Source organism: Lactobacillus jensenii DSM 20557, from assembly GCF_001436455.1.
Classification (GTDB): Bacteria; Bacillota; Bacilli; order Lactobacillales; family Lactobacillaceae; genus Lactobacillus; species Lactobacillus jensenii.
The window spans coordinates 1-14,385 of the sequence record NZ_AYYU01000009.1; the positions used below are offsets into that span (position 1 = coordinate 1).

The 14,385-nt window shown below is 33.9% G+C and carries 16 protein-coding genes; 5 read left to right on the forward strand and 11 right to left on the reverse strand.

Annotated elements, in window-relative coordinates; translation table 11 throughout:
• Both FC45_RS07860 and FC45_RS03565 read left to right on the forward strand, forming a co-directional pair.
• Positions 1 to 227, forward strand: a 227-nt coding sequence (locus FC45_RS07860) for a hypothetical protein (RefSeq protein WP_236694513.1), incomplete at its 5' end; no start/stop codon positions are given.
• A 305-nt stretch (positions 228 to 532) separates the two neighbouring features.
• A complete protein-coding gene (locus tag FC45_RS03565; RefSeq protein WP_006584471.1) occupies positions 533 to 1,042 on the forward strand; it encodes a hypothetical protein in 510 nt (169 codons plus the stop codon).
• Between the two features lie 47 nt (positions 1,043 to 1,089).
• Here FC45_RS03565 and FC45_RS03570 read toward each other — a convergent pair whose 3' ends face one another.
• The gene (locus FC45_RS03570) at positions 1,090 to 2,268 is read right to left on the reverse strand and encodes an MFS transporter (protein ID WP_006584470.1); all 1,179 of its coding nucleotides are present in this window, start codon (positions 2,266 to 2,268) and stop codon (positions 1,090 to 1,092) included.
• 215 nt (positions 2,269 to 2,483) lie between these two features.
• On the opposite strand from FC45_RS03570, the gene FC45_RS03575 reads away from it, so the two are divergent.
• Positions 2,484 to 3,677: an ATP-binding protein gene (locus FC45_RS03575; RefSeq protein ID WP_006584469.1), complete on the forward strand. Its 1,194-nt coding sequence runs from the start codon at positions 2,484 to 2,486 to the stop codon at positions 3,675 to 3,677.
• Between the two features lie 134 nt (positions 3,678 to 3,811).
• On the opposite strand, the gene FC45_RS03580 is transcribed toward FC45_RS03575, so the two are convergent.
• Positions 3,812 to 4,894, reverse strand: coding sequence for a BMP family lipoprotein (locus FC45_RS03580; protein WP_006587804.1), 1,083 nt, complete (start codon positions 4,892 to 4,894; stop codon positions 3,812 to 3,814).
• A 191-nt stretch (positions 4,895 to 5,085) separates the two neighbouring features.
• Here FC45_RS03580 and FC45_RS03585 point away from each other — a divergent pair, with 191 nt between their 5' ends.
• Positions 5,086 to 5,841 (forward strand): nucleoside phosphorylase, encoded by a 756-nt coding sequence (locus FC45_RS03585; RefSeq protein WP_006584467.1) that lies wholly within the window; start codon positions 5,086 to 5,088, stop codon positions 5,839 to 5,841.
• Positions 5,842 to 5,896: 55 nt separating this feature from the next.
• Here the strand turns inward: FC45_RS03585 and glnA are convergent, their stop codons facing one another.
• The 3 genes from glnA to miaA all read right to left on the reverse strand — a co-directional run bounded on the left by glnA (position 5,897) and on the right by miaA (position 9,648).
• Positions 5,897 to 7,234 carry a type I glutamate--ammonia ligase gene (gene glnA / locus FC45_RS03590; protein WP_006584466.1) on the reverse strand — a complete coding sequence of 446 codons (1,338 nt, stop codon included), beginning with the start codon at positions 7,232 to 7,234 and terminating at the stop codon, positions 5,897 to 5,899.
• A 253-nt stretch (positions 7,235 to 7,487) separates the two neighbouring features.
• Positions 7,488 to 8,735, reverse strand: coding sequence for a methionine gamma-lyase family protein (locus FC45_RS03595; RefSeq protein WP_057706384.1), 1,248 nt, complete (start codon positions 8,733 to 8,735; stop codon positions 7,488 to 7,490).
• On the reverse strand, positions 8,728 to 9,648 hold the full coding sequence (gene miaA / locus FC45_RS03600; RefSeq protein ID WP_006584465.1) for a tRNA (adenosine(37)-N6)-dimethylallyltransferase MiaA: 921 nt from the start codon (positions 9,646 to 9,648) through the stop codon (positions 8,728 to 8,730). The genes FC45_RS03595 and miaA overlap by 8 nt, the downstream gene beginning before the upstream one ends.
• A 68-nt stretch (positions 9,649 to 9,716) precedes the next feature.
• Here miaA and FC45_RS03605 point away from each other — a divergent pair, with 68 nt between their 5' ends.
• Positions 9,717 to 9,896, forward strand: a complete 180-nt coding sequence (locus FC45_RS03605; protein WP_006584464.1) for a DUF3042 family protein — start codon at positions 9,717 to 9,719, stop codon at positions 9,894 to 9,896.
• An 89-nt stretch (positions 9,897 to 9,985) separates the two neighbouring features.
• On the opposite strand, the gene FC45_RS03610 is transcribed toward FC45_RS03605, so the two are convergent.
• The 6 genes from FC45_RS03610 to FC45_RS03635 form a co-directional block, all read right to left on the reverse strand.
• Positions 9,986 to 10,387, reverse strand: coding sequence for a rhodanese-like domain-containing protein (locus FC45_RS03610; RefSeq protein ID WP_006584463.1), 402 nt, complete (start codon positions 10,385 to 10,387; stop codon positions 9,986 to 9,988).
• Positions 10,388 to 10,431: 44 nt separating this feature from the next.
• Positions 10,432 to 10,641 carry a YqgQ family protein gene (locus FC45_RS03615; RefSeq protein WP_006584462.1) on the reverse strand — a complete coding sequence of 70 codons (210 nt, stop codon included), beginning with the start codon at positions 10,639 to 10,641 and terminating at the stop codon, positions 10,432 to 10,434.
• On the reverse strand, positions 10,641 to 11,330 hold the full coding sequence (locus FC45_RS03620) for a rhomboid family intramembrane serine protease (protein WP_006584461.1): 690 nt from the start codon (positions 11,328 to 11,330) through the stop codon (positions 10,641 to 10,643). Before FC45_RS03620 ends, FC45_RS03615 begins: the two co-directional genes overlap by 1 nt.
• Positions 11,331 to 11,373: 43 nt before the next feature.
• Positions 11,374 to 11,931, reverse strand: a complete 558-nt coding sequence (locus FC45_RS03625) for a 5-formyltetrahydrofolate cyclo-ligase (protein ID WP_006587801.1) — start codon at positions 11,929 to 11,931, stop codon at positions 11,374 to 11,376.
• Between the two features lie 44 nt (positions 11,932 to 11,975).
• On the reverse strand, positions 11,976 to 12,125 hold the full coding sequence (rpmG, locus tag FC45_RS03630) for a 50S ribosomal protein L33 (protein WP_006584459.1): 150 nt from the start codon (positions 12,123 to 12,125) through the stop codon (positions 11,976 to 11,978).
• A gap of 75 nt (positions 12,126 to 12,200) precedes the next feature.
• Positions 12,201 to 14,327 carry a peptidoglycan D,D-transpeptidase FtsI family protein gene (locus FC45_RS03635; protein WP_006584458.1) on the reverse strand — a complete coding sequence of 709 codons (2,127 nt, stop codon included), beginning with the start codon at positions 14,325 to 14,327 and terminating at the stop codon, positions 12,201 to 12,203.
• Positions 14,328 to 14,385: the final 58 nt, after the last annotated feature.

Below are 14,385 nucleotides of genomic sequence, written 5' to 3' on the forward strand. Positions count from 1 at the left end.
AAACTATCAACAGGAAAAATTATAGAACCATAATATTTTTAGCAAATGCAATTCTTAGATTGTATTTGCTTTTTTATCGCTCAATAATAAAACCGCTTTCAAAAATTGGGGGGTGCTGTATAATTAAATTAAAAAAGAATATCTCAAAAGAAGATGGCTTAATAACTAGAAAGTGTGACGAGAATGAAAAACAGTTTTTTCACAAAATATCACATCAACAAAAATAGAAAAATTGATTTTTTTGTAGATTTCGTGTCAATCATTCTAGCACTTCTTTATAGGCTTTTACTTGGTAATTTTGTTCTTTCCGCATTAATTACTAGTGTAGGAATACTTGGAATTTTAGATACGCTTGATTATCCTATATCTAGTCACAGATTGATTAAAAATTTGCAATTCTTTGGGTAATTCTTCTATTATTAAGTGCTATATTTAAGCAACAACTTGTCTTAGCATTGGAACTATTTTATTTATGTTAGCAGCTTTTGACATTGGTAAAGACAAACAATAAAAGTTATAGGAGGTAGACAAAATGTTACTTCAATTTCTTTACATCATCCCCTGCATTATTATTGTATCCACAGTGCTTACACGAACCTACCTTGCTACAAATACCAATTTAAAGGTTAAGGATTTACTGCCAGGTATTAAAGGAAGTATATTATTTGGGCTCTTTAACTTAATCTTGGTTATCTCTGTTAAGGTTTTAACTAGCTTAACTTATACTTCTTTACTAATAATTGACGGAGTAGTTTCATTAATAGTTATGACTCTTATTCTAATTTTTGTAATTAAGCAGCATCGCAATTACTCAGGCATCATGTTTTTCTCAATTGGCTTGCAGCTGATTATTTGGGGCAATCTAGCTAATGAAGATGCTTTATTAGTTTTAATTCCTTATCTAGCAATTTTGGGATTTGATTTAATCTACGCAATATTTTATGGATTTCATAAAGAAGGTACTTGGTTTTGGAAATGCAGTTTAGAAACTAAAAATGCCTTCTTCAAACAAATTTCCCCTGTTATTCCATTCTTATATTAGTAACAAAAAAGTCATCAGGATTTTCCGATGACTTTCTTATTTTCACTTTAATGTTGATCAATCGCTCCATTTAACTGTTTGCGATAAACGAAGTAAACTATTAAAACTAACGGTACCAAAACAAGTTGTACCAAGTAGAAATATTGAATTGGCAAATAAGTATCAATGAACCCAGCAATAATTGGTCCAAAGCTCATCCCCAAGTCAATTCCCATATAAAAAGTAGAACTAGCTAACCCTTGTTCTTCAAGTGGTGCTAATAATAACGCCGTTGATTGCAAGACTGAATATATAATTCCATACCCCACAGTCATTCCAATTGCGGCAAGCCCCATCATTAAATCATTAGTCATAATCGCTAATAATAGTAAGTACAAGAACATGCTGGCTGCTGCTGCATAAAGCCAAATACCAAAGCGAACAGTGTCAAAGAAATTCTTCAACACAATCCGCAATCCTAATAAAACAATTGCATAAATCACAAAATAAAAGCCTACATGAATATCAAGATGCTTCTGTTCTGCATAAGTTACAATATCAGCCTGGGTAATGAAATATGGAATCGCAAATAAAGCTGTTAAAATCGCAACTGGAAAGGCATTCTTTTGAATAAGCTTAAACTTCTTCTTGGATTTATTTTCTTTTACCTTTGGCAAGGCATGATTTTCAACGAATTGAATGACAATAATCATCAAAATGCTGGCTACTGCTGCCAAAACAAATGAATTACGATAGCCGATTGTATGATAAACATCAATTGCAATTGCTGGTGCGATTGCCATATCTAACGCATTCATTAAGCCATAAAAGCCCATTGCTTGTCCGACATGACTTCGCGGAACAAGCGCACCAAGCCAAGTAGTCATACATACTGTGCATAGCACAAAGCCAGTTCCATTTATCAATCTGAATAATAAGAGCAGCTCACTATTAGGTGTGATTACATATCCAATAATTCCGATTGCAATCAATATTCCACCAATTAAAGACAACCGATATTTTGAAAAAATATCAGTAATATTACCTGCAATAGGACGCAAAAATAGCGAAGCAACACTCATTATTCCGACTACAAATCCGGCAAAGCTACTACTAGCACCTAAGCTAATCGCATATCCATTGATTAAAGGCGTAACAAACATCACGCTAAACATGAAGAAAAATGAAGCCACCATAACTAAAATTACATCTTTAGTATAAACAGTCTTTCCTTGATTTTTTCCCATAATTTCCTCCTAGAATTTGTTGTTAGTCCTATTTATATCATACCAAGATTATAGTCCTTGCTCTAACTTGATTTAATATTTTTGCTTAATAAAAGGTAGTTGAGTATTTTGCTAAATTTTCAGTACACTGAAAATTATGCTAAAATATTGGTAGAATTTTCAGTACAGAGAAAATTTAGCTAAAAAAGCTAAAAGTTTTCAGTTAGGAGAAAATTATGGAACCAATTCTTCGCCCTTTATACTTAAAAAGAATCGAACCAATGATTGATACTGAGTTTATCAAGGTAATTACTGGAGTGCGTCGTTCAGGAAAAAGCTACTTATTATTAATGATTAGAGATCAGCTTCTCAAAAGAGGTATTTCAGAAAAGCAAATCATTTATTTAAACTTTGAAAATCCAGAATATTTTGATTTGCTTGACTACAGAAAATTATATGAGTACCTAAAGAAAAAAGTAGATAAAAGTAAAAAGACTTACTTTTTCTTTGATGAAATTCAAGAAGTCCATGAATGGCAGAAATTAATTAATGGCCTACGTGTAGCATTTGATTCTGACATTTATATTACAGGTTCTAATGCATCACTTCTTTCTGGAGAACTTGCCAGCTATCTAACAGGTCGTTATGTTCAAATTCCGGTATTACCGTTGACCTTTAGAGAATACTTGAAATTTAAAAACTATGAACAAGATGATCCTGCTCGCCACTTCAACGACTATTTAGAATATGGTGGTTTTCCTTCAGTTGTTTTACAAGATAATAATCAATTAAAGCGTGATGTTTTAAGTGGAATTTATAACTCAATTTTGCTTCGAGATGTTGCTGGGCGAGCAACCATTAAAAATACTGAAGTTTTAGAACGGGTCGGACTTTTTTTACTTGGTAATGCTGGTCAGCTTATCAGTATTAATAAAATCGCTAATACTTTAAGATCTAGTGGCTTCAAGATTAGTAACAATACCATTGAAGCTTATCTTAATTTATTACAAGATGCTTTTCTATTTTATAAAGTCCCACGCTATGATATTCGTGGAAAAGAGCTACTTAAAGGCCAAGGAAAATTTTATGCAGTAGATTTGGGATTTGTCCGTTCTCAATTACGTAGAGAAAGAATTAATCGTGGCTCAAAAATTGAAAATCTCGTTTATCTAGAATTATTAAGTCGTGACTATGAAGTCTTTGTGGGAAAATACGATACTAAAGAAATTGATTTTGTAGCAAAAAATGACAGTGATACCCTTTATATTCAAGTTACTAATCAAATTCCTCAAAATAATACTAGAGAAACTGATAACTTTTTGCATTTACCAACTGGTTATCGAAAAATTATTATTACTAATAATTGGGATGATGTTGGCGTAATCGATGGAATTGAAGTTGTACACATTACTGATTTTTTAACCAAATAATTTATTAATAGTTGATACTACACGATTTCTGTATGTTACAGAGGTCGTGTATTTTTTTCTACCATAAAAAAGCACCTCATAATCATCAGATTTCATATCTAACAACTATGAGGCACTTAATTATCTATCTTTTCTTATTTTGGTGAAGTTCTAACGGTAATTTTTCCATTAATGATTTGGCTTCTTGCTTCTTGACTTTCCTGCCAAGCTTTAGCAGATAAATTCCCCTTAGTAATTGAAACACCATTATGTTCTAAGCCGTAAACAAGGTGCTTGCCACCTGGGAATTTACCGAGATATGCTTTATCTGCAATATCCTTAACTGCAAAGCCCAGTCCCTTTAACACTGAAGTTAAAGTACAATTATCTTTTTTACCCCTACTATTAGTATATTCACCTTGAGCGGATTGATCTGAATCAACACCAATTACCCAAACTTTCTTCTTTTCGCTTCTTGTTTTGTTGAGATTTTTTGCTTCTTGGAAGACGCCATTGCCGGCTGTTGCGGCGGCTTGATAAAGGATATCAGCTTTTTTAGCATACATTGATTGAGCAATTGCTTTAGCCTTATCTGTTGAAGTAAAGTCACCAACATATTGATCTAAAATGGTAATCTTCTTACCCAATTTTTTAGCTGTATCTGTTACTCCTTGCTTAAAACCAGCTTCAAATAAGTCTAAGACAGTTGATCTAGCACCACCAATAAAGCCAACGGTATTAGTTTTAGTTGTATACGCGGCTACAACACCTGCTAGGTATGATGATTCGTTCGATTTAAAAGTTGCACTGACCACATTCTTTTGACCAGTGATGACATCGTCCATAATGACAAAGTTCTTTTTAGGATATTTTTGAGCTGCCGATGAAACGGCTTCTTTCAAGGCATAACCAACACCGTATAAGGTTTCAAAACCAGCATTAGCAGCCTGATTAAAATTAGGAACAAAATCTCCTTCACTATTAGATTGAAAATATTGATAACCACCCATTCCTCGGCTAAGCTCATGTTCTTGGCCAAAAGCTTCAAAGCCTTTCCAAGCAGCTTCAGTAAATGAATGATCATCAACACCACTAATATCGGTAATCAAAGCAATTGAATATTTGTTTTTATAGTTATTTTTGCTAAGTGAATGCTTGGCTCGACATCCAGTTAAAGTTAATAACATAACACCAATTAGGCCACTAACTACAATTGCTTTGATTTGCATCTTCTTCATCAAAAATCTCCTTACTATATAAAAGCGAACAAATTCTATAGTACGATATCAGTTTGAACGATTTTTGTCAAATCAAAATGGAAAAATATAATAACAAATATTTTCACACTTTTTTATTTAAAAAATAAAGAAATTGCTCCAATCATGTTATAATGATATTATTAAATAAATTTTATTAAAAGGTGAAAAATATGGAAGAATTATCATTAATGAACTTTGATTCAAATCCTAATGCGGTTCTTAATCCTAATCATGAAAATTTAGGATGCGATTTTGCTGACAAGCTTGTCTATCCTTTTGTCACTGATGAAAATTTCCAAGCTTTTTTAGCTGATAAAGATTATAAAATTGTGGCAACTTTTGAGACTTTTGCTTGCAACTTTTCTGTTTATCAAGTTCAGTATCATAATCAAACTCTTTCACTTGTTCACCCTCCTCTAGGCGCTAGTGCTGCTGTGCAGCTTCTTGACTGGTTAATTGCTTATGGTGTAAAAGAAGTGCTAGCAATCGGCTCTTGTGGTGCTTTAACTTCTGGGAATGAAGGTGACTTCTTTTTACCAACTAAGGCCCTGCGTGACGAAGGCACCAGTTTTCACTATGTAGCGCCAAGCCGTTACATCATCTTATCTAGTCCATTAGTAACACAAGTTAAAGAGCAACTTGAAAAAAGAAGCCTGCCCTACACCGAAGTAACTACTTGGACAACTGATGGTTTTTTCAGAGAAACTAAAACTAAAGTTGAACAGCACCTAGCTGAGGGAATTTCGGTTGTTGAAATGGAATGTGCTGCAATGGCTGCTTGCTGTCAGTTACGCAATGTTCAATTTGCTCAAATTCTATACTCAGCTGACAGCTTAGCTAATTTTGAACATGATGAACGAAATTGGGGGCAAAAGCGTCAAAAGGATGTCATGGCTCTAGCTTGTGATATTTTAACAGCAATATAAAAAGGAGAGGTATAAACCTCTCCTTTTATAGTATTTAGATAATTATTACTACATATTAGTAGTTCATGTAACGATTTCTTTCCCAATCTGAAACACTTTGAGTATATTGAGCCCATTCAAGTTCTTTAGATTCAATAAAGCTTTGAGTTAAGTGTTCACCTAAAGCATCTTGAATTAACTTATCTTCCTTGAAGTACTTAGTAGCGTTATGCAAAGTTGAAGGTAAAGCAATAATACCTCTTTCCTTCTTTTCTTCAGCAGACATTTCAAAGACATTTGAAGTAATTGGTTTCATTGGCATCTTAGCTTCTTTGATACCTTCAAGACCAGCCTTTAAGCAAGCTGCTAATAATAAGTATGGGTTAGCTGTTGGGTCAGCTGAACGCATTTCAAGACGAGTACCAATTTCTTCAGCATCTGGAATACGAACAAGTGGTGAACGGTTCTTATTAGCCCATGAAATGTATACAGGAGCTTCAAAACCAGGAATCAGACGCTTGTATGAGTTAACAGTTGGATTACCAACACAAGTTAATGCTCTAGCATGGCTTAAGATACCATTTAAGAAGTAAAGAGCAGTCTTAGATAACTTGTATTCGCCATCTTTATCGTAAAAGACATTCTTACCATCTTTGAATAGTGACATGTTAGTGTGCATTCCTGAACCAGGTAAACCTTCAACAGGCTTTGGCATAAAGGTTGCATGTAAACCATGCTTCTTAGCGATTTGCTTAACGACCATCTTGAAAGTCAAGACCTTGTCAGCAGTTGCAACTGCGTCGTCAAAGCGGAAGTCGATTTCTTGTTGACCTGCACCAACTTCGTGGTGAGCTGCTTCAACTTCAAATCCAATCTTTTCCAAAGTTTCAACAATATCACGACGACACTTAGCACCTTCATCTTCACTAGCCATATCAAAGTATGAACTTTGGTCAGTTGGCTTAGTAGTCCAGTTGCCTTCGCTGTCTTCTTTAAATAAGAAGAATTCAGCTTCAAAACCAATTTCAAAGTTGCTATAACCCATTTCCTTCATTTCGTTAACAACACGCTTCAAGTTGTTTCTTGGATCACCAGCAAATGGAGTACCATCAGTATTGTGAACTGAACAAATCAAACGACCAATTTTGCCGCCTTCATTGTCACCCCAAGGCAAAACTGCCCAAGTTGAAAAGTCAGGGTATAAAACCATGTCACTTTCTTCAATTCGAACATAGCCATCAATACTTGAACCGTCGAAACGAATTTCGTTAGCCAAAACTTTATCTAATTGACTAAGAGGAACTTCAACATTTTTTAATGTTCCGTTGATATCTGTAAAGCATAAACGTAAGAAACGTACATTTTGGTCTCTAATAATTTTACGAATTTCTTCTTCTGTGTATACTTTTTTCATATTTCCACCTGTTAACAAAATCTTTCTATCGTAACAAAATTGGTATAGTCCTAGAATTACTTATATCTCCTAAGAACATAGCAATATCATAGCCTTTGTTTTTTGTTTTGTCAAACTGGTATAGTTATTTTTTGCGATTAATTTTTTATTACTTATTTTTATAAAGTGTAAAAAAATCATATGCAAGTAAGCCTAAACTAAAAATTGGTCTAAAAAAAGAGCTAAAAATTTAGCTCTAATTTTTTACTTATATTTAAACTTTCTTAAAGAATAGCTCATTAACTGCATTCATCACAGCAATTTTTACATGGGCATAAGTTAAGCCACCCTGCATGTATAAGGCATAAGGTTCTCTTATTGGACCATCAGCTGAAAATTCGATTGTTGAACCAGAAACAAAAGTTCCTGCAGCCATGACAACTTTATCTTCATAGCCGGGCATATTGTATGGAACGGGTTCGACAAAAGAATCAACCGGTGAATTTTTTTGTAATTCTTTAGCAAATTTAACCATTTTTTCTGGATCATGGAAAATAATATTTTGAATTAAATCCGTTCTAACCGCATCCCATTTTGGAGCAACTTCAAGCCCCATTTTTTCTAACAAGGCACTGCTAAAGACCATCCCTTTAATTGCATTGACAACCGTATTAGGAGCGATAAAAAAGCCTTGTAAAAAGTCCTGCATATTGGTCAACGTGGCACCTTCATCTTCACAACCCGGAGCTAATAACTCATATGTTGCATTTTCAACTAACTCTTTTTTACCAACAATATAGCCACCTGTTTTGGCAATACCGCCACCGCCATTTTTAATTAAAGAGCCCGCCATTAAATCCGCGCCATATTCAGTGGGTTCATGCTTTTCAGAAAATTCACCATAGCAGTTATCAATAAAAACAATTGTCTCTGGTAAAATATCTTTGACAAAAGCAATCATCTCTTTAATTTGCTCTACATTATAACTAGGACGTGTGCTATAGCCTTTAGATCTTTGAATGGCAACCATTTTAGGCTTATCTCGAAGCAAAACTTCTTTAGCCGCCTTGTAATCAACTTGATTATCTTTTAATGGGACATATGAGAAGCTAATGCCTCTTTGCATCAGAGTTCCTTGCTTGTGTGGAGTAAGTCCAATCACTGTTTGTAAAGTATCATATGGCATACCTGTTAAGTAAGTTAAAATATCCCCTGCTTGTAAATTACCTCTCATTGCCGTTACCAAAGTATGGGTGCCGGAAACAAACTGAGGCCGAACTAATGCTGCTTCAGTTTGAAATACTTCAGCAAAAATAGCTTCTAACTTATCACGACCGGTATCATCATCACCATAGCCATTAGTTCCTTTTAAATCAGCCTCAGCTACATTAGCATGCTTAAAAGCTTCTAAGACCTTGGCTTGATTATAGACAACTTGCTCATCTAATTCAGCAAATTTAGGCGCTATCTGCTGATCTACAGTCTTTACTAAATCTCTTAATTCTTTTGGATAATTATACATTTTGCCATTGCTCTACTTTCGTTAAAATCTTATCAAAATAAGCTGGATCATTTAAAGAATCATACCAATTCACACTTAACTTATTTCTAAAATACGTTAGCTGACGTTTAGCATATTTTCGAGAAGCCTGTTTAAGTTTATTAACACAGGTTGTTAAATCACTTTCACCTTCAAAATAAGGGAAGAATTCTTTATAACCAATCGCTTGTAAAACTTGATATTCCTTAGCCCGATTTTCGAAGACAAACTTCGCTTCGTCAAGCAATCCATCAGTCATCATTATATCTACGCGCTTATTAATTCGACTATAAACAAGTTGGCGGTCACTATTTAAGCCAATTAATAAAGCATCATATCTAGGCGTTATTTTTGTTTGCTGCTCACTAAATTTCTTTCCTGTCCGGTCAATAACCGTTAAAGCACGCAATACTCGCCTGGTATTTTCAACTGGTATCTTTTTACAAGCTTGAGGATCTTTTTCGTGTAAAAGTTGCCATAATTCTTTAGATCCATGTTCAGCTAAAAAAGCCTCAAATTTTGGCTCAACACTTGTTTCATATTCTCCAGGTTCCCCAAGCTGCATTTTATTAATTAATGCATTGATATAAAAACCTGTTCCTCCACAAATTATTGGGATTTTTTTCATTTGAATCGTTTTATCAATTGCCTTAGTAGCATCAGCTACAAAATCTTTAACAGAATATTCCTCAAAAACAGACTTTTGATTAATTAATAAATGTGAAGCTGCAGCTTGCTCTTCTTCAGTAGCCTTTGCTGTTCCAATTGAAACTTCTTTGTATATCTGCATTGAATCGCCAGAAATTATTTGTCCATTAACCTGCTGAGCTAGTTTAATAGCTAGACTTGTTTTACCAACAGCAGTCGGTCCGACTACAACTATTATTTTTTGCATACCTTTTCCTTTAATAAAATGATAAATATTGCTAAAATTAAAGTAAATGAACTAGGAGGTAATTCAAAATGGCTAAAAAGTTTGGAGCCGGTTTTGTTACCGGAATGATTACTACTTTAGGTACAATTGCAGCAGGAGTCTTCACTTATAAAAAGAAGGTATTAGACCCTGCTGAACAAGAAGCTAAGCGAATTGAACAAAACCGTATTCGCGCTAACCGTAAGAGTCACTCAGCTCACTTAGGTTAAAAGCAATATTTTGAATTGTTACTTAATATTATAATTATAAATCACTAAAAAAACTTGCTAGGATAATACCAGCAAGTTTTTTTGTTTAATTAATATTTTGATGCCTTAGTACGTCCATCCCAATTTTCTAAACCATCTTTTAACCAGAAAATCTTTTTATAGCCATCTTTTTGCAAAATTCTTGCAGCACGCAAGGTAATAGAACTTGCATCTGAATAAAGGTAAACTGGTAAATCTTTTCTAATTTCACCATGTTGGTATTTAAACATAGTCATTGGAATATTGCGAGCTCCATCGATATGCTTACGCTTAAATGGTGCACTTTCACGCACATCAATTATTTGGGCCTTACGCATCCCTGCTCTAAATTCTTCATTACTTAAAGCACCACCTACTCTTTTAGCTTGGTACTTATTCCAAAGCCATGAAAAAAGAAATGACAAAATAATAATTAATAAAATTGCATCAATAACTAATAAAAAAGTATTCACAATAACTTTCTCCTCAACTTTTTCTTTATTTTATAATACCGCTCTTACGACTCTTTTTCATTCTTTTCTTCAATTTCATGTTCACGTCGTAAAATTAGCTTAGCACTCAAATAATCCTTTTGACTAATTACTCCAGCGTGATGTAAATTATCAAGTTCTAAAGCCATCAGCTCAATATCCCATTTTCGTTTACCAACATAAACTAAAATATTAAATTTTTTCAGCAACTGCTGCACATCATACAAAGTTTTCATTATTCTGAAATAATAAATCCTAATCTCAAACTAATTAATACAAACCCAATTAATGCAAATCCTGCCAAAATTTTTATTGGTAATTTGTAGCCACGTAAATTTTGGTCTCCTAGAATCACTGTTAATAAAAATCCAGCAAGTAAACCACCAACATGCCCCCAAGTATCAATCTGTGGAATATTAATATCAAATAGCAGATTAATTACAGCTAAAACAAATGATTGTCTACCTAAATAAGCCATTCCTTCATGAGTACGATTAGCAATTCCTAAGGCAATCATCGCCCCAAATAAGCCAAACAAAGCTGTTGAGGCACCAGCACTTACTGCATTATCACTACCCAAAGCTAGAGTCATTAAATTGCCACCAACTCCAGCTAATAAATAAATAATTAAAAAACGAACATGTCCCAACATTGGCTCTAAATATTGCCCCATATAAAAGAGCGTGACACAGTTAACAACTAAATGCAGCAATCCAATATGTAAAAACTGAGCTGTAAAAAGTCGCCACCATTGGCCTAATATTATGATTGCTGGATTAAATTGGGCACCCAATTTAAATAAAACAGCAGATTCGTCTGATCCTCCACGAAGAGTTTCTATTATAAACATTGCGACTAAAACCACAAAAATAGTATTAGTCATTGCATTAGTCTTATAGTACTTCCTAAGTCTTGGATTATTCATAAGTCGCTATTCCTCACCCTTCTCTTTAGTTTATGAATATATTTTACTTGGTTAAAGCAATTAATTCTCCAACTTGTCGATCTGTTTCTTCAATTGGCCAAGCTGGCGTATCAAACAACATAACCGAATTAACTAAACTAACAGTTTTACAATTATGTTCAGCTAAAAAGCGGTCATAATACCCTCCACCAAAGCCTAAACGATCATGGCTTGCTTTTGAAAAAGCCAGGCCAGGTACTAGTAATAAATCTAATTGATTATTAATTTCTATAGGATTAGCTACTTCCAAAATACCAAAGTTAGATTTTTTTAACTGAGTTTGTTCATCAAAATAAACAAAATCCATCCTCTTATCAGGATAACTTTTAGCTAAATAGGTCTTTATTCCTTCTCTTCTTGCTTGTTCAATAATTATTTGATTATCAATTTCAAAATTTAAAGGACAAGTTACACCGATTGTTTTCACTCCTTCAAGTAACGAATTAGCTAAAAATTTATTTTGTAATAAAATATCCTCTTCAACTTTTCGATCTTTTTTAGCAAATTCTTGTAAGCGATGAATTTGCCGTTGTCTTAACTCTTTTTTCTTCATAATTAACATTATAACAAAAAAACAACAGGCTTTTTAACCTGTTGTCTTAGTAATTACTTAGTTTCGCGGTGAAGCGTAGTCTTTCTTTCGCGTGGGCAATATTTCTTTAAAGCCAAACGTTCAGGGTGCTTACGCTTATTCTTCTTGGTTAAGTAGTCTCTTTCGCCACATTCAGTACATTCAAGAATAATGTTATCTGCCATTTCTTCCACCACCTATTAAATTTATTTCGACTGTTCAATGATAGCATTTTTCGCTAATTTTTACCAGAAAAAATATTAGTTTTCTGCGTATTTATTTAATTTAAAGTAATCTTCCACCATTTCTTTAGCAACTTGCAATGTGTAAGTACCTTCCAAATTAGGATCTAAACCTGGGAAAACGACTACTACAGCTAATTTTGGTTTATTTGATGGAGCAAAGCCTACAAAAGTTGCATTAATTAATTCAATTGGATCACTACTACTATTCTTTTTCTTACTTGCACTAGCATCATAATAGAAAGTTTGAGCTGTACCAGTCTTACCTGAAATACTTGGTTTAACACTCTTCAATGTATGAGCTGTCCCCCAAGCATTTGTACCATGTACTACTCGATACATCCCTGTTTTAATGACATTTAATTCACTACTTGTCCAAGGTATTCTAAATTGAACATTTGGTGTTTTTGAGTAATTAATTGATACTTTAGTACCACTTGAATTAGTCTGTCCAACTGATTGCACCAAATATGGCTGCATTCGATAACCACCATTGGCAATTGTTGAAATATATTGAGCTAGCTGAATTGGTGTATATGCATCGTAGTTACCATAGGATTCGTCAAGTACGGAACCAGAAAGCAATTGGCCTGATGAATTATAAGACTTACCTTGAATACCTGAAATTTCTCCTGGTAAGTCAATACCAGTCTTTTGTCCCAATCCAAACATCGCAAAATTACGTCTCAAAATATCAAATGCATCACTTGGCATATGAATGTATGTTTTTGGAGTATATTTTGCATTCAACCATCTTAAAGTAAGTTGCATCATGTAAATGTTACTTGATACTTCAAGAGCTGTTTCAGCATCTAATGAACTAAAAGTTCCAATTGGATAAACAGATTTCTTAACTGGAGTCCCTGGTAAGTAAATTGGTGTATCAGGCAAAGTATTACTACTTGGGGTAATAACTTTATTGATCAAACCACCTGCAACTTGTGCACCCTTTACAACAGACCCCATAACAAATGATTGGTTAATAATACCTAAAGCATCATCTGTAATTTTATTAGTTTTTACATTGTGATCTAGACCTGCTACTGCCTTAATTGCACCGGTATTTGGATCTAGTGCAATTGCAAAAGCACCACTTGAGTAATGTGCAGCACCGGCTGATAAAGCAGAAGAATAGACTGATTTCAATTTCTTTTGCACTTTAGCTTGGTATTTTGAATCAAGTGTCAATATCAAACTAGCACCAGCTTGTCCCTTATACACGGTTTTAGTCTGTGTAACTTTTCCATTAGATTTAGTGGTTAATTTACTTTCAGTTTTAGACCCCTTAAGTAAAGCTTCATATTCTTTTTCTAGATAAGAAGTCCCTACTCGGTCATTACGTGAATAACCTTGAGCTAGGTAATATTGCAACTTTTCACTTGGTAAACCAGCTTTTTCTGAAGAAACAGACCCAATAATAGTCTTAATTGAAGAACCATTTGGATAAGTTCTTTCCCAATCAGTTCCTATTCCGACGCCAGGCAATTCTGATAAATGTTCTCCAACTAAAGCAACTTCTTTATCTGTCAAGTTTTGATTCTTAATATAAATTGTAGATAAGCTATAGGCACCAGAAATCTTATTAAAAATCAGGGCAGCTGTTTTTTCCCTACTGGTATAATGCCTTTTATTTTTAATAACTTGCTTTTCCAGTGTTGAATATACCGTTGAATTGCTTAGCTCATTTCCATCAGAATCATACTTTTGTGACTTAGGTAACTTAGCATATTCCTTGGCATAATTGCGACTATTGCCAAGGTAATAAGCCGCTAATTGTAATGCGGTCGGCTTTTCATTACTAATGGTAATATATTGACTCAATGCCGTAGAAATATTATAAATTTGTTTACTAGTAACAGATGAACCCTTAGTATAAGTAATGGCATTATTAGCCTTATTACCTACTAAGACGCGCCCTTTATCGTCATACATAATACCTCTTGGCACTGCACTAGTAACTACAGTATCATCTGTTTTTTGTACTTCTGAATGAAAACGACTACCATAAATTAACTGTAAATATGCTAGTTGTCCTATCAGCATTGCAAATAAAATAAAAATGACACCTAAAATTATTTTCATTCTGATTGGCGTTTCTGCCGCTTTTCGATCAGATTTATGATTATTATTTTGTAAAAAATTCAAGAAAATCAACCTCACTAGACAGTCAATATTTTAGCAGATAGCTATGTGTTATGCTATG

What these genes read in the sequence shown, in the direction of transcription:
- miaA (WP_006584465.1), bottom strand. Translation starts at nt 9,648, where the DNA reads ATGCAAAAAATAATAGTTGTAGTCGGACCGACTGCTGTTGGTAAAACA.
- FC45_RS03575 (WP_006584469.1), top strand. Translation starts at nt 2,484, where the DNA reads ATGGAACCAATTCTTCGCCCTTTATACTTAAAAAGAATCGAACCAATG.
- FC45_RS03580 (WP_006587804.1), bottom strand. Translation starts at nt 4,894, where the DNA reads ATGAAGAAGATGCAAATCAAAGCAATTGTAGTTAGTGGCCTAATTGGT.
- FC45_RS03625 (WP_006587801.1), bottom strand. Translation starts at nt 11,931, where the DNA reads ATGTTAATTATGAAGAAAAAAGAGTTAAGACAACGGCAAATTCATCGC.
- FC45_RS03620 (WP_006584461.1), bottom strand. Translation starts at nt 11,330, where the DNA reads ATGAATAATCCAAGACTTAGGAAGTACTATAAGACTAATGCAATGACT.
- FC45_RS03570 (WP_006584470.1), bottom strand. Translation starts at nt 2,268, where the DNA reads ATGGGAAAAAATCAAGGAAAGACTGTTTATACTAAAGATGTAATTTTA.
- FC45_RS03595 (WP_057706384.1), bottom strand. Translation starts at nt 8,735, where the DNA reads ATGTATAATTATCCAAAAGAATTAAGAGATTTAGTAAAGACTGTAGAT.
- FC45_RS03605 (WP_006584464.1), top strand. Translation starts at nt 9,717, where the DNA reads ATGGCTAAAAAGTTTGGAGCCGGTTTTGTTACCGGAATGATTACTACT.
- glnA (WP_006584466.1), bottom strand. Translation starts at nt 7,234, where the DNA reads ATGAAAAAAGTATACACAGAAGAAGAAATTCGTAAAATTATTAGAGAC.
- FC45_RS03585 (WP_006584467.1), top strand. Translation starts at nt 5,086, where the DNA reads ATGGAAGAATTATCATTAATGAACTTTGATTCAAATCCTAATGCGGTT.
- rpmG (WP_006584459.1), bottom strand. Translation starts at nt 12,125, where the DNA reads ATGGCAGATAACATTATTCTTGAATGTACTGAATGTGGCGAAAGAGAC.
- FC45_RS03615 (WP_006584462.1), bottom strand. Translation starts at nt 10,641, where the DNA reads ATGAAAACTTTGTATGATGTGCAGCAGTTGCTGAAAAAATTTAATATT.
- FC45_RS03565 (WP_006584471.1), top strand. Translation starts at nt 533, where the DNA reads ATGTTACTTCAATTTCTTTACATCATCCCCTGCATTATTATTGTATCC.